The following is a 17993-nucleotide window of genomic DNA, read 5'->3' on the forward strand; positions in this document are numbered from 1 at the left end:
TTTTACATCCTTTTGAAAGTATTATGTTCAGTTCAAAGGAAGACATGCCAATTTTTTAATCATTAGAGTTAGAAGATACTAACTTTTAAGATTTAAATATTACGATTATTTTTCACAGAAATAGGGTAGAAAAGTTACAGAGATGGTTGAGCGTAACTAATCTTGTGAAACTTGCTTTTTGAGGAGGATGTAAATTGGAAAACAACAATAAAAAAGTCGAACAATTGAAACAGTTTACTACGAAAGATGAAGGGCAGCCGCTAACAACGAATCATGGATTAAAGTTAACGAATGATGAGCATTCATTAACAATAGGTGAACGTGGCCCAACAATAATGGAGGACTTTCATTTTCGTGAAAAAATGACCCATTTTGACCATGAAAGAATTCCGGAGCGAGTTGTACATGCACGAGGTTCAGGGGCTCATGGGGTATTTGAAAGTTATGGCGATGCATCAGATATAACAATGGCTCACTTTTTAGGAGAGAAAGGTCGTCAAACACCTGTCTTTGTTCGATTTTCAACAGTAGCAGGATCACGAGGATCAGCAGAAACAGTTCGTGATGTACGAGGATTTGCGACAAAGTTTTATACTGAAGAAGGGAATTATGATTTAGTAGGAAATAATATACCTGTTTTCTTCATTCAAGATGCGATTAAATTCCCTGATTTCGTTCATGCCGTAAAACCGGAGCCGCATAATGAAATTCCCCAAGCGCAAAGTGCACATGATACATTTTGGGATTTTGTTGTCAGCAATGAAGAGACTGCACATATGACAATGTGGCATTTGTCGGACCGTGCAATTCCAAAAAGCTATCGCACAATGGAAGGATTTGGAGTCAATACATTCCGTTTTGTCAATGCCAAAGGGGAAGCCCACTTCGTAAAATTCCATTGGAAACCTGTATTCGGTGCACATTCTTTAGTATGGGATGAAGCTCAAAAAATTGCGGGGAAAGACCCGGATTTCCATCGTCGTGACCTTTACGATAATATTGAAGCCGGAAAATTTCCTGAATATGAACTTGCTGTTCAGCTAATTTCACAAGAAGATGAATTCAAATTTGATTTTGATATTTTAGATCCGACGAAAATTTGGCCGGAAGAACTTATCCCGCTTCGCAAACTCGGAAAAATGACATTGAATCGAAATACTGATAACTTTTTTGCAGAAACAGAACAAATTGCCTTCCATGTAGGGCATGTTGTACCGGGAATTGATTTTTCAAACGATCCTTTATTACAAGGACGCTTATTCTCTTACACAGATACACAACTGATCCGATTAGGCGGGCCAAACTTCCATGAATTGCCGATCAATCGTCCTGTATGCCCATTCCATAATAATCAGCGTGATGGCTATGGACGTATGACCATCAATAAGGGACGTGTGGCATACGGAAAAAATAGTTTGCAAAATAATACACCGCATGTTGTAACGCAAAAAGAAGGCGGCTATGCCCATTACCAGGAAAAAATCGAAGGACGCAAAGTACGTGCTCGAAGCTTATCGTTTGAAGATCATTATAGCCAAGCACGTCAATTCTGGTTAAGTCAAACGGATGTGGAAAAACAGCATATTATTAATGCTTTCAGTTTTGAACTGGGGAAAGTAGAAACAATCGAAATACGTAAAGCTGCAGTTGATATGTTTGCTCGTGTCGATCGTGCAATGGCTGAGCAAATTGCACAAAACATCGGTGTTACACCACCAGACGAATCAATTCAGCAAGTTGCAGATCAACAACCATCCGATGCTGTCAGTATCTTAAAAAATCAGGTACCATTCTTAAAATCGAAAAAAGTAGGTATTATTGTTGATACAAACAGCAAATTGGAAGAACTGATTGCTCCTTTGGAAAATGAAGGTGTTACAGTTGAGTTGATCAGTGATAAACAAGGAAGAATTGGTGAGCGTGAAATTGATCATACGTTGGAAACGGCAGATCCTGTACTTTATGATGGTCTAATTGTTGCCGCAACTTTCGATAGTGTTGTGCCTAAACGAAAAGTTCAACGATTTGCAGATGAAATTTTCAACCACTATAAAGCATTAGGGTATGCTTCCACTGAAATTTTAGATAAAGACTATGCTAATGCACCTGGTGTCGCAGCTGGTATTTCAGAATTTGTAGAAGCATTGAAAAAAGGTCGCCACTTTGACAGAACAGATGCAACGGGTTGATTCTCCTTACAAAATACAAGAATCAAAAAGTCCAAAAAACATTTTTCTCATTGAGAAAAATGTTTTTTTAATTGAACTATGTTTCAATCTATATCTCTATTTTCCTACTCAGTTTATAAAAAATGAATATTTGGAATAATAAAATATCGTAATAATAGTGTGCTATAATATAAAAATTGTAGTTAATTTAATTTTAAAACAAGAGGAGGTATATTTAGGGAGAAATCTGAAGGGCTATAATAAATGAAGAATTTAAGATGGGGTATCTAGCTTTAGTAATTATTTTAATAAAATACATAGTGATCGAAGGATTAAAAGGGGAGTTAGACGTGTGAAAAATATATTAAAAATTGGAAGCGCATTTATTGGCGTTATCGTGGGTGCAGGGTTCGCTTCAGGACAGGAAATACTGCAATATTTTACGAGCTTTGGAATACTCGGGATATTCGGAGCAATTTTATCAACGGTACTGTTTTCAGGCATTGGTATGCTTTTAGTATGGCTTGGCAGTTATACAAAAACGACATCACATAAAGATGTTATTTACAGAATTAGCGGGCGTTATCTTGGTACTGCAATCGATTTTATTCTAATCTTTACGTTGTTTGGTGTAGGTGTAGTTATGCTAGCGGGTGCCGGTTCAAACTTAAACCAACAGTTTGGATTACCAATCTTTGTTGGTACGACTCTTATGACAATACTCGTACTATTAACAGGTTTTTTGAAAGTAAACCGGGTCGTCTCCATTATTGGAAGCATTACGCCGATTCTCATTATTTTTGTTATATTTATTGCCATTTACAGTTTTCTAACGATGAATGGAACTTTTACATCCCTAAATGATATAGCCTTAGCAATACCGACTACTTTACCAAACTGGTTTATTTCCAGTATTAATTATGTTTCATTCAATATCGCAGTCGGTGCTTCGATGTCAATTGTTATGGGTGGGGCTGAAAAAAATCCGAAAACAGCAGCGGTAGGCGGATTAGTTGGAGGACTTGTATTAGGAATTCTCATTTTATTAATTCATTTAGCCATTTTCTCAAAAATCGAAGAAGTGGGCACATTGGACATGCCAATGCTGGGAATTGTCAGTAATTTATCGCCAACGCTAGGTATTATTATGTCATTAGTTATTTTTGGTATGATTTATAATACTGCGGTTGGAATGTTCTTTTCTTTCTCAGCACGCTTTGCGGAAACAGGGACAAAGAAATTTAAAACATTCTTTACGATTACAATGATTATTGGCTATTTGGCAAGTTATGTAGGCTTTACTGGTCTCGTAAGTTATTTTTATCCTCTAATCGGTTATCTGGGAATTATCCTCATTCTTGCTTTAGTAGCAGCGCCATTTATTATTAAGAGACAAGAAGCACGATAATTTTTTAAGACGAATGAATAAATCATTAAAAAGTAAAGCTACCATTTTCTCTGTTAGGAAAAATGGTAGCTTTTCTGCTGTATCTTAACTAGTTTTTTTCTGTATGCAGTAATTAATATGTAAAAACTTCATACCAAACAGTTTCATGTGATGGGTTGCGGTAAGGATTCCTTGTTGTTCCTTAATTACAAAATACTCATGTAACGGCAGTTTGAATATATAAGAACTGATCGCCAAATACGTACCGGCATCGCCTTTTCCATCACTTGTTAAGTACAGTGCGCGGTCTTTTACGGAAAGCTGCAGTATACCGTGCATTGAAGAGAATGGCAGTGGCAAAGCAATATTCATATAGGTATTGGATGCATCATGATGCTTCGAATATATCGCATTGAATACCGGGTCACCATTAATCGACCTGTGCCAGACGCGCGGTTTTTCTCGGCCGTCATTTTGAGGATCGACTTGCCAAATTTCACCGTCCATCACAATCATTTTTGAAGAAAACGGTAAATTCAGCTGTCCCATTTTCTTGCTAATGAACTGATACACAAAAGCAAATGGCTTAAACCATGTAGCCCATTGAACAGACGCTTTTAATTCAAATTGTGTAGTGCGTTCATAAAACTCACTAACTAATTCAGGAATTTCCTCTTTATTAACATAAGAAGCCATATCATCGACCAGCCCACTTGCGCGTTTGTTTGTTGGAGAAAATCGCCCGCGTATTTTACTTCTTGGGAATGCATAGTCATGATGCTTTGACGGCGGCAGCAATAAGCTCCAAGCGATCACTACTGAGATTCCAAATCCTAAACAATTTAAAAGCCCGTGGAAGTCCAGCATATCCGGAATATCAACAAGTTTCGTTCCTGTTATATTACTGTATGCGTATAAAAACGACCAAATAATTGTAAAGCATAATGTCAAAAATGCCAGGCGAATGAAGTCACGCTGCACACGCGGCAATGGGCATTTCATAACAAAAAAGCTAATGCTGAAAATGGCGAGTACATATAAGCTAACCGAAATGATTTCAACGATTCTTGAAAAAGTGATCCCGACTGCCACCAGCATTGGTCCTGCTGCGATGACGGCACAGCAAAACTTGAAATAACGGGTCATATGAAGACGCCCGATCAAACCGACTGTAATGCATAGTAGAAAGGCGGAATAATGAAAATGAATAGCGGTAAGCCATGTAATAATCGGACTGAACCCTGTATTCAGTTGCAGATGGAATGCCAAAAACCACAGTCCACCCATCACAATATAAATTAGACCAATATCTATCATCATTTCAGCTGTATTGACAAAGCCTCTTCTTAAAAAACGGTTAATCCCATGGAAGGCAACAATTAGCGTACTTAGTAAATAAGTTAGTACACAAAGCAGGATGAGGAAATCGTTTTGTGTAAAATACAGTATCGTAACTGCAAACTGGCCGATTGCAATAATGGATCTTTGCCAATTTTTCAGCAAAACTATCTGTTCCAGCATGACTGGTACAAAGATAAGTTGAGCTAGCGTCAAATAATAATACATAGATGTTGTTTCGTTAAATAACAGAAGCCAAGCCATACAAACAAGGCCAATGATTGTTAAAGGTCTACTGAGAACATGGCGTAAATTGACCAGCATACATCATCATCCTTCCAATGAGGTCATTATAAATGGAGACATGAATCGTATACACATCCAGCGCATCATCATAACCTTCCGTTACAACAACTCGACCTGTCAGTTTCTTTGGCAAGCCAACTTCTTTCTTACCGATTACGGCACGCTGTTCTGCGGAGCGGATCATTAAGGAACCGTCCTTTGTAACATCCATTTTTAAATCGGAATAGAACAAAGCCGGATCCCCTAAATAATCTTTTACGATTTGCCGTTCCAAATCGACTGTCATCGTCGCATTGAACTTGCGTGTTTCCAGTGGGAAGTGGAAAGTGCGCTCCCAATAAACTTCCGCTTCCTTTTCATTGTTCATTCTTGCGGTATTCGTTATTGTAAAAGGAATTTCCTCGCCGTATTCGGGAAAAAGGAAATTTGTTTTCGTAAATAGTTGATACATGGGCCGTAATAAACGTGGTCCTGATTGGATGACGTGCATTGTTCCTTGTGCATGAAATGGCCGGCCAAATGGAAGGCGGTATCTCTCCTGAAGTTTTGGGTGCAGCCTGTTAAATTCTTTGGCCAGCAATGTTTCGTAAATCATATTAAGCGCCTCTTTTCCGTTTGCAGAATTTTGCTGTCGGTAATTCTTTTGTCAGCAGTAAAGCAATGATTGAAGCAATCCATAAACTCATATTAAATGTAACGACATTAAATGGAGCCGTTGCAACTGAAGGTGCAGCAATAATAGCGCTTAATGTCAGCAATGGAAATAATAATATTTGTGCCTTTATGAGCAGCGTTTGCAATTTAGGGATCAAAAAGAGTAACCCGACGATCATCTCCAAAATACCTACCCAAATAATGGCCGTAGATGCTTGAACAAACGTTAGCGGTGATAGTTTCATCAGCATATCGATTTCAAGCGGATGCTTCATCAACCCTTTCGGAATGAGACCTTGGTAGAGCCATATAAAACTGAACAGGAAGCAGAGTAAATAGTAGCTGAAAAATCGCCGGTATTGGGTTGCCGGTTTTTCTCCTATTTCTATCCATCTTGCCAGTACATTGAAACTAAGTGCAGTTGCCCAACCGATAACAGGGCGGAACAGCTGATCAAATAATTGCCCGAGTCGACCGAACCGGACGTCATAGTCATACTGAGTTAGAAAGGTTACACGTTCGCCATTCGGGATATATTGCCAATAGCCGCGGCCTTCCTTAATCGGGGAAATCCGTTGCGGTGTTCCGAAATGTAGCGATGAGGTTTTGACACCACTTGCCTTTTCATATGTTCCTTTACTTTCACCCCAACCTGAAACTGACAGGCCAGGCATTATTTTAGTTGTATATGTAAAAGTTTGAGGCGCGTCCGCATGCTGTTTTTCATTGTAGGTGATGGATGTAAAGCGTAAATCCCATTGTTCATGCAGGTCGGGCTGCTGTGTATAATGCCATACTTCTTCAATCGAGCTGTCTATTACGGTTTCCACATAAATCGGCTTTTTCTTCAAGACATTCAGCTCCTCTATCAAAATGTAAAAAAAGTATTCTACTCATTCATCATACCCTAATATTTCTTCTGTGATTAGTCAGAATTTAAAGTGAATGAATTTGCAGAATAAATGTTAATCTATTACATTATCACGTATTATAAGAATGGGTAGTTCAAGTAACCGATTTTAAGGGAGGAAGCAATGGACTTTATTTTAGATTATAAGTGGTTTTTCCTCATTACTGCAGAGGTTGTTTTCTGGGTATGTGCGATAGCTTTTTTGCTCTTGCGCTACTGGTTTCAGCTGAAAAAGCTGAGTTTGTTCGTTTTTATAATTTTTATTGTGAATGATTTATGGATTGCACTTTTGGCTTATTTAGATTATCAGCGGACGGGTGAGTTTTCGGTTTATCAGATTATCATCGTCATCATTATTGTATACGCGATGACATTCGGGAAATCTGACTTTAAAAAGCTGGATGCCTTTATTAAAAGGTGGGTTGCTAAAAGACGGGGAGAGCCGATCAATGAATCACTCCAACCTGTTAAATTATATGGTAAGGAGTATGCGTTAAAAGAATGGAAACAATTTGCGGGGCATTTCGTAGTTTTTGTCCTTGTTCATATAGGATTTGCGATTGGAGTCGGTTTTTCAGACAGTTTTCAGCAGACGCCCCTGAATGATTTATTCGGAATGTGGTTCGATGATGAGAACAGTAATTTCCCTTTTGACAATGAAGGGATTAATAGATTCAGTCAAGTATGGCTGATTATTCTTGCCATTGATTTTGTGATTACATTATCGTATACATTATTTCCGAAAAAGAAATGATAGAAGTGATAATTGAAATCCGGGAAACCAAGGAAGGGGTCTTAACTTGAGAAAATTATTATCGTTAATGTTAGTTTCAGCAATAATATTAGTAGCTTGTAGCTCATCAGAATTGAGTATTACCGAAGTGCAAAAGATTCCTCCAAAAGTGCAGGAGAGTATTAATTTTATGGATACTGATTACACATTGCAGATAGTTAATGACACTAAAAGCGATGTAAAGTATATTATTTTTCAATCTGCAGGAACAGTAACAGCAGAACTTGAAGAGAGAGAAAATATATTAGATATAAAATTGGATACCGAAAACGAAGAAAATAGCGAGTTAAAACAATACGTCTACAAACTTACTCGTGGTGATGCTCAATATGATTCAATTAATATAAAAATAAACGGCCAAGATACACCTATAGATAATTCCATAGGTTTTTAAAAAAGACGGTTAGGTTAGATGGAGGAAATTTTGAAGAAATTTTTAGTATTGTTTGTTATACTAATTTCTTTTTTTATTGTAAGGGGATGTAATAGTAATTCTCCTAATCAAATTAAAGCGGATTACTTCGACATCGGTTATGGGCAGAGCATCTATGAGGGCTATAACAAAGTAGATAAAAAAACGGTCCAGTCACTTGTGAAGGCTTACAATCAAATTAAAGATATTGGACAGACAAACGAGGAAATTAATTATGATAAGGCGGTAACAATCCATTTTATCTATAAAGACCAAATATCAGGTAGTTTAGTGATCGATGATAAGGGTATTTTTGTTCTGGGAAATCGTTCTGGAAATTATCAAATCGATGAAAATAATGATATTTATGAAAATGCATTAGAGATTTATAAAGAATTGAAGAAACAATATTAATTTTTCGCTTTATAATCTTTATATATCAAATCTATGGATATGAAATAAAAATCCCTTTTGATTTAATTATTCAAAAGGGATTTTCTATACACTTCTTTATGGGAGAAGATTTACTGGTTATATTTTTGCTTGAAAATTTCAGTCAATGCTCTGCCATCTGTATTTCCAAAGTCCAAATCTAAAGTATGCGCAATTGTCGGACCGATATCAACGACACAAGCTTCGCCAATGTGTGAACCGGCTATAACACCATTGCCGGAAATAATAAGGTTGCTCGTATAATCGGGTTTGTTTGGTGAGTAGCCGTGTGTCGCATACTTTTTGCCGAGTGCATGCAAGTCGATGATAGCTTCCTGTAAATGGTCATCTTCAAAAGCATAGCCTTCTTTTGCTTCAATCATATAGCGGAACTGACTAGCTACATGAAATTTCTGCAATTCCGGAGTACTTAAAATGGCTTCGATTCCGTAAGATTCTTTCCGTGCAGCATCCTGTAAAATGGTAAGGGCTATTTGTTCTGCTTCCGTATCATCTGGCTGTACATGTAAATAAGCGGCTCCACCTGCACCTTGAACATATGCACGCCAATGCCATTTTCCATTTTCCTCATAAATAAGACCTTCCTCGTATAAAATCCGATTCAAATACACTTTGTACTGAACATCGAGCTGACTATGATCTCCGACAATTATAAAAGTCGTTTCTTCATAAATATCTGCATCTTTTGTCGCCTGGACGAGCTCTCCAATCCGGCGATCCATCCGGTCAATTACTTCTTCAATATGAGGTCCTTTTGTTCCATGTAAATGTTTCGTATCATCGAGGTCAATTAAGTGCATAAAAAGTAAATTAGGCTTTTTCTTTTTAATCGTGTCTACTGCACATAGAGTTGTGAAGTCATCTAAATAAGGCTGCTGAATTCCTTGTCGAACTTTTCCGTACTTCATTTCCATTTGCATCGTAAACAATTTACTGCCGCTTTTCAATATTTTTAATGCCTGGCTTTCATTTTTGAGCGCTTTTATTTCAGGGATATTAAAGTTAATATTCGCTTTCCCTGATACGGGCCACAAAAGCCCGGCTGTTGTGAGTCCTTTTTTTCGTGCTGCTTCATAAACAGTTGGAGCTTGAATATCACTGCGGAACCAGTGCCAGTTTTGATCGTTTTCAGGGACGAACGGCTGGAACGGATTATTATGGAAAACCCCGTGCCGGTCTGGATAGACACCTGTCACATAGGAACTGTGTATGACATATGTGAGGGTAGGATACACACTTTTTAATGAATTTGTGGATGCCCCTCGTTCAATCAGTTTTGCTAAATTCGATTTTGAAGCAGCACTTACCCAATTATCTTTAGAGAAGGCATCATACGAAACGACAATTACATAGTTACTTTTATTTTTATTCTGCATTTGATCACCTTGCTAATTTAGTTTGGTCATGCGCATCTTTTGGCAGCATTAAAAAGACAATGAGTCCGATTATGAAGAGTGGGATAATCGATAAAATACTGTATCTGGCATCACCGGTCATCGTTGTTGTTAGTGCCATTAAAAAAGGACCGATAATCGCAGCAAATTTACCGAAAATATTATAGAAACCGAAAAATTCATTGGAGCGTTCTTTCGGAATAATTTTTCCGTAATAGGAACGGCTTAATGCCTGAATCCCGCCTTGAGCAGATCCAATCATAATACCTAAAATAAAGATATGCCACATTTCCGAAATGAAAAATGCTGCGATACAGGCAATGACATAAGTCGTAATCCCGACAATAATTAATGCCCGTGTCGAATATTTTTTTGCCAGTGATCCATAAAGCAGGGCAAAAGGAAACGCTACAATTTGAATAACGAGTAGAATGGCCAAGAGCATAAAGGTATTTAGGCCGTCGGAGCCTAAAACACTTGTCGCGTATGGAACAACCATTTTTATAATTGTATCGACACCATCGATATAGCAGAAATAAGCAATTAAAAACATGAATACTATTTTATAGTCTTTAATATTTAAAAAGGTTTGACCTAATCGTTTGAAACTATTGCCGATCGGATTTGGTTCGGGTTCAATATAGTGGCGCTGTTTGACGTCTTTAATCATCGGGATTGTCAGTAACCCCCACCATAGCGCGGTAATGCAAAATCCGATTTGATATCCGATTGCGGCATCCATTCCCATAATTAAGATGACAACTAAACTAATCCCAAATGGAATGACACTTGAAATATAGCCGAAAGCAAAGCCTGACGATGATACTTTATCCATTTTCTCATCTGTCGTCACATCGACTAAAAAAGAATCATAGAAAATATTAGCGCCGGCAAAGCCGATACAAGAAAGAATGTACATGACGATTAATAGCTGCCATTGCCCGCTATCGGGTGAAATAAATGTAAAGGAAAGAGTAGAAATAATGCCGACTAACGCAAAAAATGTGAAGAAACGCTTTTTCTTGTCCTTATAATCAGCAAAGGCTCCTAAAATAGGACTGAGAACGGCGACAAATATGCTGGCGAGTGAATTGAAATAGCCTAAATCCATGTTGTTCACACCTTGAAACATCCCAAAGACAATGGGAAAAAGGGCGGTTGTAATCGCAATGGAATAAGCAGAATTCCCGCAGTCGTATAAAATCCATGACTTTTCTTCTTTTGTCAGCTTCACTTACATAAAACCTCCCAACCTACTATTTTCAGTCATTATACCATTATCTTGAAATTGATAAGTAAAACCATACAGAAATTTCATATTAAAGAAATATTCTTTACGCAAACTCTGTATAATGGAAGTTATCTCTAAAAATTTACAGGAGGCGGGCTATGACAAGGATTTTTAACTATTTTCATCCACTTGTATGGATCATATTAAGTGGAACAGTTTTTGTACGGACTGCGAGTTTCATGGCAATCCCGTTTTTAGCTTTATATTTACATAATGAACTTCAAGCCTCGCCGTTATTAATCGGGGTTACGATTGGAATTGCGCCGCTGTTCTCAACCTTTGGCGGACTGATTGGCGGCTACTTGACCGACAGATTTGGACGAAAAGCGGTTATTATTATTACAGTCTTTATATGGAGTCTTACCTTTATTGGTTTTGCACTGGCTCCTTCAGCTGTGTATTTTGTCGTGTTGAATGCAATGAATGGGCTATGCCGTTCATTTTTTGAACCGGGTACCCAAGCATTGATGATTGATTTTACAGAGGATGCGAAAAAAAGACGGTTATTTTCTGTACGCTACACGGCCATTAATATTGCGGCTGTTATGGGCCCATTACTTGGAGTATGGGTCGCAGGCTTATCAAGTCCAGCGACACCGTTTCTGATTACCGGCATTATGTATGCATTGTATGGCATATTTTTACTCGTAATATTAAACCGCTATGAAATGAAACAAAAAAGACTTGGTTCAAACCAACAAATCCGAACGATATTACGTGCAGTTATCCACGATCAAAAGCTGTTGCTGTTTATCGCAGGAGGTATTTTGATTACAGTTGGTTATTCCCAGTTCGACTCGACACTGCCGCAATTCATTAATATGAATGTGGAAGATGGGGTGAAGCTCTTTTCCTATGTGATTGTCGCAAACTCCATTACAGTGCTGGCATTTCAGCTGCCATTAACAGTATTAAGCGAAAAAATTTCAATTTATAGTTCACTGAAAATTGGCGTCGTCATTTTTGCGGTCGGATTATTTCTGTTTGGCATTTCCGGCAGTTCTTGGATGTTCATTGCGAGTATGATAGTATTTTCGGTCGGTGAGATTTTCTGTTTCCCGATGATGAATGCAGTTATTGAGGAGATTGCACCTGAGGATCAGAAAGGGACATATCTTGGTGCATCACAGTTTAAAAATATAGGAGGTTTTATCGGACCCATTATCGGTGGCTGGCTGTTAACGGTTTGTATAGATTATATGTTTGCGATTATTTCATTAATCATGCTTTGCAGTATTTTTATATATAACCGCGCTCAAAGGCTGACTTGAAATGTTGAATTATCGGTAAGTAATAAAACAAAAGGGCTGCTCATAAAGTGAAGCAGGTTCCTATAATGAAAAAACTTGATTAATAGAACTTCGTTAAGTACAATGAACACTTTGAATACATATGAAGTTCGCGGTAAATTCCGCTAGAAGACTTTACAACAAAGAGGTGACAACATGAAAGGTCGAACACATTTAACAATCGGTCTAGGAATCGGGGCAGTGGCATCTGTCAGTCAAGCACCTGAAATGATCCCGGTCATTTTAGCTGTATCCGCTGTGGCTTCGCTTGCTCCAGATCTGGACGGAAACAATCTGTTGAATAAACATGTAACGAAAACGGCGAAACAAATAAAAAAGGCTGGACAAATGGCCGGCGGAATCATAATGATTCTGTCCTTGGCAGCCTACATGAATCTTTTGCCTTTTTTGGATGGTGAATGGTTTACCCAACAAAATAAACTGCTGTTTATAGCATTGGGCGCCATTATTATCGCATTGTCCATGAGAAGTCAGGAAACGTTGAAAAACATTTTAATGACGATTTTAAGTTTATTCCTTCTGTATTATGCGATTACAGATGAGCTGTGGTGGCTCGTACTGTTTGCAGTATACATAGGTGCAGCTGGATGGTTCCCGCATCGGGGGTTTACCCATACAATTTGGGCAGTGGTCTTTTGGGCATACATGTCCCAGCTGCTGGAAGTGAGTACGGGCGCGGAAAATTTAGCGATTATATCAACTATGGCTTATTTATCTCATATTTTAGGCGATATGATGACAAAGAAAGGGGTTAAATTCCTTGCCCCGATTACGAATAAAGTATTTAAAATAAGAATATAGATTTTAGGAGAGGTCTTTCATCAGTTTCAATAAACTGTCGGGAGATCTTTTCTTTTTTGGTTAATTATTATTCAACTGCATCGAAATCTGCCATAAGCTATAATAAATTAAGTAATTATAATTTTTTTTGCCCAATACGGATGTTAGAGGAAGGTGAAATATGATTGAAATGCATCGCAGAAATTCATTATTGCTTCTATTAATAAGTATTTTTTATTTTACACAAATTATAATTAATATTTTCATTGAAGGAATAGCGAGTATATTTCCTCCAGCAATCGTTTTTGGAGTATTTGGGCTCATCATAATATTGCTGATTCAAAAGAAAGTGAACGCCAAATTTACAATGTATGTAATGATCGGCAGTATGTATATTTATTTTTATTACCTGCTTAACGAATCACCGTATTTAGTAAATTATTTCTTCATGTGGCTCGCACTTCCGCTGAGTTCCATTTATCAACAGGTAAAAGCCGTTATGATGGCAGGGGTCGCTTCCATTATTCTTACATTCTATTCATTTTTTTACCTTCACGATGAAATTTTTCCGAACGTCATCAAGGAAGACTTTATTTATTTAGTACTGTTTGGAATTTTTATAACCATTTTCCTCATTGTATTCATTCTTAAAGTGAGGGAAGCAAACGACAAGTTACAGGACTTAGCCTACCACGATCCTTTAACCGGAGCAGCAAACCGTTTAATGCTTAAGGTTAAGTTTGATTTGATGAAGCAAGAAAATGTTGACTCACTTGCTTTATTGTTCCTTGATATGAACGGCTTCAAAAAAATAAATGATACATACGGCCATGAAGTTGGGGATCAATTATTGCAGATTATTGTTTTAAGGATAGATGGCGTATTGAGAGGGACGGACTTGCTATGCCGGTTAGGTGGAGATGAATTTGTCATTTTAACGGCTAATATTAATCAATCGATAGTAAATAAGATTACAGATAGAATAAAATCTGCACTTGAGAAACCAATGATTTTAGATCAACATATAATTAATGTTTCGGCAAGTATTGGATCGTACTACACGACGGAAGCTGTAGATGCAAATTTAGATGATATGATTAAAGAAGCGGATCGAGCGATGTATAATGAGAAAAAATTGAAAGGTTTGCCAGGAGATACAATCAACTAACTCAAAATTAAAAGCCGTTCAAATTTGAACGGCTTTTAATTTTGTCTGCTTCGTAGCCGTTGTTCTCCGTTACGGCGGATGCTTTTTGGGGGCACGAGAACAACACTATATTGGTCATAATAGTGTTGCCACATAGAGCTTGCGTTCTTAGCTTTATTTATTTGCATGCCCCCACGTGCTTGACCCACAGGAAGCTTTGAGAAACTTCTATAATTCCGTTATGCTCTGCAACGAAAGGCGAATCCGGTAATTGCACTTCCTCAATACAAACAACTAACTAGGTATCGCAGATGTTTATTTCCACTTTTTTAAACTAATTTAATTTGAGTATTTTTCGACTTCAGTTTCTAATATAGATAGCAAATCGATCTCGTCTAAAACTTCCAACATATCCATTCCTTTTTTACTCCAATATAATCCGCAATGGCCCAAATTATTTAAACAAATGCCCTTACGTATATAACATATGGACAGATTAATAAAAAGTTTTTCTATTTTACATAGTTCAATCGAGTTTTCTAATTGTTTTAAAGCCATATTATAATCACCCTTTTTTAGATATAACAAGGATAGATTTGTTAAGAAATTTATTTTTATACGGTTTATATTCTGGAAATTTTTATATTTTTCAATATGCCGAAAAGCAAATTTTTTCATTTCAACAGCGGTATCAATTGGAAAGATATAAAGAATTGAATTTAGTAAAAAGATATCTGACAAGTACAAATTGTCTCTGCGAGATAATTCTGTCCAAATGGGCTCGGCAAGTAATTTCGCATTATGAAGATCGTTAGTACTGGCTAATATTGTTAAACTTTTAATAATGATAAATATTTTATTTATTAGTTTATCTTCAGGAAATTCCTTTAAGAATGAAATACAACTTCGCTGTAATTGCAGTAAATTTTCAGAATTATTATATGATTGATTATAAAAATTGTTGATAATTTCATCTCTTAAAGGCATGGTATAACCATTATCAATATATCTGAATTCTTCATATGAAGTTTCTATCCTTACAAGAAATTCACTTAAGGTTGAATGTTTTATATCTTTATTTTCCCCTAGTTCAAATTTGGAGAAATTACCTTGTGTACAAATATTGTTTGATACATATTTCTGTGAAAATCCTTTGCCGACTCTAATTTTTTTTAATGTTTTTCCGTAATTATTCATAATACCCTCCAAATATTCATTTACTAATATTATAAGTTGAAAGAGTATAATTTATGTAAAATAAGTAAAAAAAGGGGGGTGAGGAAATGATTGATTTAATTATTATCGCTCTGGATTTATGGTTAGTAGGAATTGGTGGAGGGTAAGAAGACATTTTCTCAGTAATAGTTACATTTGGTGTAAAAAATTAATGGCACCAGTCGTAGTAAGATTCCCAACTCCTACGTCTGGTGCCCCAATTAAGATTACAATCGTTAAAAATAATTATAATATCCCTAAAGCTTAAGATTTTGGTTGTATTATTCTTTAGAAATTCCCCTATATATAGTAAGAAGATAAGCATTCTATTCGGTCTTTTTAATTAAAAACGAACAGAAGTTCATGTTTTATGACTAAAAAGATAAGGGGTATGACGAATGAAGATTTTAAATCCTGATGTCGTGAATAGTAATGTGTTTAAAAGATTTTTAGAGATTGAAGAATATAGCAAACTGTATAATGCATACTTACAGGAGCCGACAAATACTAATGCGGATTGTTTAAATGAACAATTTAAATATTTTGAAAATCAGATTATACGTATCGCCTATATAAAAAAAGCAATTATATATGAATCCAGAAAATTTGATTCAAAGGTAAGAGAGCACAATAATAAATACGAATTGAATTTGGATGCACCAATAAATGAAAGCCTTGCAATGGTAGACACTGTTCAAGATGAAAATTCTTTTATACAATTCGAAAGCATTTTTGAGAATGACTTAGAGAGCTTGTTGAGTGATGAAATGTTAATAACTTTGTTAAAACGTTTAAATACTAAGCAAAAACAAGTTTTGTATTATCGGTATGTAAACGAGTTAACTGAGAAGGAAATTGCGAAGATCTACAATGTTTCACAACAAGCTATTTCTAAGATGATTCATAAATCAATTAATATATTAAGAGAAGGGAGGGGGGGGAATGATTGAGGGACAGCTTTTTCAAATATTAGGGAATTTCGGGTTTCCTATTACCATTGCAGTTTATTTATTAATGAGATTCGAAGGGAAAATTGATTCATTACGAAATTCGATTGACTTATTATCGAACGACCTCACTAAGACGAACCATGAAAGGAGTAAAAAATAGAAGGGAGGTTAACTATGGTCGAGCAATTTGATCCAAATGAAATTGTTCAAGTATTAAAAAGAATTGAACCTATCATTTCTTATTCTTCACTGCAAACGAGAATGGAAAATCGGGATGACCTTAAGCAGCACCTTTATGAAGTTACCATTAAAACTTTAAAAAATACGGTTTTTGTACAACCAAAAGGATTGTTTAAATGAATAGAATAGTTGGCGAGGCATTTTGATATCTAAGGAGTTAGTTGCATCTTGGATTATTAAAATGCCTTTTTAATTTATGTATACCTTTAGCTTGGATGTTGTAAAGAAACCCCTTTGTTTTTCAAAAATGTTAAAAAGCATGATACATAATAAAGATGGTGTTTTACGGATAATCTCAACTATTTGGGGGTTTTCCGAATCTTAAACTTTTCAATCCGTAATAATCGGGGAGGGAAATGTCTTTTTTGTTTAGACAATTTTTACTGTCCCGAGATATATGTAAAATAATTTAATCAAGTTATACAGTAAAGGAAATAACATGAAATATAATAGTGAGTGAAGATGAAAGCGTAATCATTTTTTTATATAGATTGATTTTGGCTGTATATATTATTTCGCATATTGCAAAATTCGAAAAATTCGTAATGGAGACATCAACTATTTTAATCAGAGTAAAACAATATTGTAATATAATTTTGGTATATTCTAAACAGGCAGTAGATGGTGCTGCCAAAAAAATTGAGGAATCATTTTACTCGGTTCAATCAGAGGTGAAGCGATCAATACCGGGATCAATGCAAAATCCATCCTATCAGTACAAAATACGAATTAGGAGCGATCAAGTAATGAATAAAAAACAAATGGACTCTAAAACAGCAAATAAAAATTTTTCTAAGAAAGTAGCGCCACTAGTGATGTCAACATCATTTATAGCTGCATCATTTTTAGCGGCTGGTGCACCTATTTCTGCAGCAGAATTGGATGCCAAGGATGTAAATCCGGAAATTATTGAACACGCAAAAAATCATGGACAGAAAGTGTCTGAATTTGCAAAGAGCCTGCCAGGTTCTCCTGAAAAAGGTAAGCTCGTTAGCCAAATTGCCCAGCAAAAAACCGAAACTACGGAATTGGAAAATAACGATAATATAGATGATACAACGAATGATGTGGTTGAAGATGGTGTAGGAGAAGAGCCGGAGACACCGGTGACTGAAGATGATGTAACAGAAGATGCACCAGCAGCTGACGATGATCAAACAGAAGATGTAACAGAAGAACCGGAAGCACCAGTATCAGATGATGATCAGGCTGAAGAAGGTGAAACTGAAGAATCAGAAACGCCGG

Annotated in this window: 18 protein-coding genes; 12 read left to right on the plus strand and 6 right to left on the minus strand. The window is 36.5% G+C overall.

Going from position 1 to position 17993, the window contains the following annotated elements; translation table 11 throughout:
* Positions 1-194 precede the first annotated feature (194 nt).
* Together ABS917_RS17020 and ABS917_RS17025 are read left to right on the plus strand one after the other, a co-directional pair.
* Entirely contained in the window at positions 195-2189 is a 1995-nt protein-coding gene (locus ABS917_RS17020; RefSeq protein ID WP_350480115.1) for a catalase, read from the plus strand.
* 331 nt (positions 2190-2520) lie between these two features.
* Positions 2521-3576 carry a YkvI family membrane protein gene (locus ABS917_RS17025; protein ID WP_350480116.1) on the plus strand — a complete coding sequence of 352 codons (1056 nt, stop codon included), beginning with the start codon at positions 2521-2523 and terminating at the stop codon, positions 3574-3576.
* An 84-nt stretch (positions 3577-3660) separates the two neighbouring features.
* Here the strand turns inward: ABS917_RS17025 and ABS917_RS17030 are convergent, their stop codons facing one another.
* The 3 genes from ABS917_RS17030 to ABS917_RS17040 are packed head-to-tail and all read right to left on the minus strand — an operon-like array spanning position 3661 to position 6704.
* Entirely contained in the window at positions 3661-5217 is a 1557-nt protein-coding gene (locus ABS917_RS17030; protein WP_350480117.1) for a YndJ family protein, read from the minus strand.
* Positions 5186-5794: a DUF4166 domain-containing protein gene (locus tag ABS917_RS17035; protein ID WP_350480118.1), complete on the minus strand. Its 609-nt coding sequence runs from the start codon at positions 5792-5794 to the stop codon at positions 5186-5188. Before ABS917_RS17035 ends, ABS917_RS17030 begins: the two co-directional genes overlap by 32 nt.
* A 1-nt stretch (position 5795) precedes the next feature.
* Positions 5796-6704 (minus strand): DoxX-like family protein, encoded by a 909-nt coding sequence (locus tag ABS917_RS17040; RefSeq protein ID WP_350480119.1) that lies wholly within the window; start codon positions 6702-6704, stop codon positions 5796-5798.
* Between the two features lie 183 nt (positions 6705-6887).
* Here ABS917_RS17040 and ABS917_RS17045 point away from each other — a divergent pair, with 183 nt between their 5' ends.
* The 3 genes from ABS917_RS17045 to ABS917_RS17055 are packed head-to-tail and all read left to right on the plus strand — an operon-like array spanning position 6888 to position 8382.
* Entirely contained in the window at positions 6888-7517 is a 630-nt protein-coding gene (locus ABS917_RS17045) for a hypothetical protein (RefSeq protein ID WP_350480120.1), read from the plus strand.
* Positions 7518-7563: 46 nt separating this feature from the next.
* Positions 7564-7950 carry a peptidylprolyl isomerase gene (locus ABS917_RS17050; protein WP_350480121.1) on the plus strand — a complete coding sequence of 129 codons (387 nt, stop codon included), beginning with the start codon at positions 7564-7566 and terminating at the stop codon, positions 7948-7950.
* A gap of 30 nt (positions 7951-7980) precedes the next feature.
* Positions 7981-8382, plus strand: a complete 402-nt coding sequence (locus ABS917_RS17055; RefSeq protein WP_350480122.1) for a hypothetical protein — start codon at positions 7981-7983, stop codon at positions 8380-8382.
* Positions 8383-8492: 110 nt separating this feature from the next.
* On the opposite strand, the gene ABS917_RS17060 is transcribed toward ABS917_RS17055, so the two are convergent.
* Positions 8493-9797 (minus strand): alkaline phosphatase family protein, encoded by a 1305-nt coding sequence (locus tag ABS917_RS17060; RefSeq protein WP_350480123.1) that lies wholly within the window; start codon positions 9795-9797, stop codon positions 8493-8495.
* Positions 9798-9801: 4 nt separating this feature from the next.
* Positions 9802-11049 carry an MFS transporter gene (locus ABS917_RS17065; protein WP_350480124.1) on the minus strand — a complete coding sequence of 416 codons (1248 nt, stop codon included), beginning with the start codon at positions 11047-11049 and terminating at the stop codon, positions 9802-9804.
* 155 nt (positions 11050-11204) lie between these two features.
* Here ABS917_RS17065 and ABS917_RS17070 point away from each other — a divergent pair, with 155 nt between their 5' ends.
* The 3 genes from ABS917_RS17070 to ABS917_RS17080 all read left to right on the plus strand — a co-directional run bounded on the left by ABS917_RS17070 (position 11205) and on the right by ABS917_RS17080 (position 14364).
* Positions 11205-12377, plus strand: a complete 1173-nt coding sequence (locus ABS917_RS17070; protein ID WP_350480125.1) for an MDR family MFS transporter — start codon at positions 11205-11207, stop codon at positions 12375-12377.
* Positions 12378-12551: 174 nt separating this feature from the next.
* Positions 12552-13217, plus strand: coding sequence for a metal-dependent hydrolase (locus ABS917_RS17075; RefSeq protein WP_350480126.1), 666 nt, complete (start codon positions 12552-12554; stop codon positions 13215-13217).
* Positions 13218-13377: 160 nt separating this feature from the next.
* Positions 13378-14364 carry a diguanylate cyclase domain-containing protein gene (locus ABS917_RS17080; RefSeq protein WP_350480127.1) on the plus strand — a complete coding sequence of 329 codons (987 nt, stop codon included), beginning with the start codon at positions 13378-13380 and terminating at the stop codon, positions 14362-14364.
* A gap of 318 nt (positions 14365-14682) precedes the next feature.
* On the opposite strand, the gene ABS917_RS17085 is transcribed toward ABS917_RS17080, so the two are convergent.
* A complete protein-coding gene (locus ABS917_RS17085; RefSeq protein ID WP_350480128.1) occupies positions 14683-15540 on the minus strand; it encodes an XRE family transcriptional regulator in 858 nt (285 codons plus the stop codon).
* Between the two features lie 416 nt (positions 15541-15956).
* Between ABS917_RS17085 and ABS917_RS17090 the strand changes: the two genes are divergently transcribed.
* The 4 genes from ABS917_RS17090 to ABS917_RS17105 all read left to right on the plus strand — a co-directional run.
* Positions 15957-16508: a sigma factor-like helix-turn-helix DNA-binding protein gene (locus ABS917_RS17090; protein WP_350480129.1), complete on the plus strand. Its 552-nt coding sequence runs from the start codon at positions 15957-15959 to the stop codon at positions 16506-16508.
* Complete coding sequence (locus ABS917_RS17095) at positions 16501-16668, plus strand: YvrJ family protein (protein ID WP_251688520.1); 168 nt, start codon at positions 16501-16503, stop codon at positions 16666-16668. The genes ABS917_RS17090 and ABS917_RS17095 overlap by 8 nt, the downstream gene beginning before the upstream one ends.
* A 14-nt stretch (positions 16669-16682) precedes the next feature.
* Entirely contained in the window at positions 16683-16868 is a 186-nt protein-coding gene (locus ABS917_RS17100; protein WP_079526205.1) for a hypothetical protein, read from the plus strand.
* 626 nt (positions 16869-17494) lie between these two features.
* Positions 17495-17993, plus strand: a 499-nt coding sequence (locus ABS917_RS17105) for a hypothetical protein (RefSeq protein ID WP_350480130.1), incomplete at its 3' end; no start/stop codon positions are given.

The organism is Solibacillus sp. (genome assembly GCF_040273735.1).
In the GTDB taxonomy this organism is placed as follows: Bacteria; Bacillota; Bacilli; order Bacillales_A; family Planococcaceae; genus Solibacillus.

Bases quoted from the DNA above. Each gene is read 5' to 3' on its own strand.
- ABS917_RS17030 (WP_350480117.1), bottom strand. From the start codon at position 5,217: ATGCTGGTCAATTTACGCCATGTTCTCAGTAGACCTTTAACAATCATT.
- ABS917_RS17035 (WP_350480118.1), bottom strand. From the start codon at position 5,794: ATGATTTACGAAACATTGCTGGCCAAAGAATTTAACAGGCTGCACCCA.
- ABS917_RS17045 (WP_350480120.1), top strand. From the start codon at position 6,888: ATGGACTTTATTTTAGATTATAAGTGGTTTTTCCTCATTACTGCAGAG.
- ABS917_RS17060 (WP_350480123.1), bottom strand. From the start codon at position 9,797: ATGCAGAATAAAAATAAAAGTAACTATGTAATTGTCGTTTCGTATGAT.
- ABS917_RS17070 (WP_350480125.1), top strand. From the start codon at position 11,205: ATGACAAGGATTTTTAACTATTTTCATCCACTTGTATGGATCATATTA.
- ABS917_RS17075 (WP_350480126.1), top strand. From the start codon at position 12,552: ATGAAAGGTCGAACACATTTAACAATCGGTCTAGGAATCGGGGCAGTG.
- ABS917_RS17080 (WP_350480127.1), top strand. From the start codon at position 13,378: ATGATTGAAATGCATCGCAGAAATTCATTATTGCTTCTATTAATAAGT.
- ABS917_RS17085 (WP_350480128.1), bottom strand. From the start codon at position 15,540: ATGAATAATTACGGAAAAACATTAAAAAAAATTAGAGTCGGCAAAGGA.
- ABS917_RS17090 (WP_350480129.1), top strand. From the start codon at position 15,957: ATGAAGATTTTAAATCCTGATGTCGTGAATAGTAATGTGTTTAAAAGA.
- ABS917_RS17095 (WP_251688520.1), top strand. From the start codon at position 16,501: ATGATTGAGGGACAGCTTTTTCAAATATTAGGGAATTTCGGGTTTCCT.
- ABS917_RS17100 (WP_079526205.1), top strand. From the start codon at position 16,683: ATGGTCGAGCAATTTGATCCAAATGAAATTGTTCAAGTATTAAAAAGA.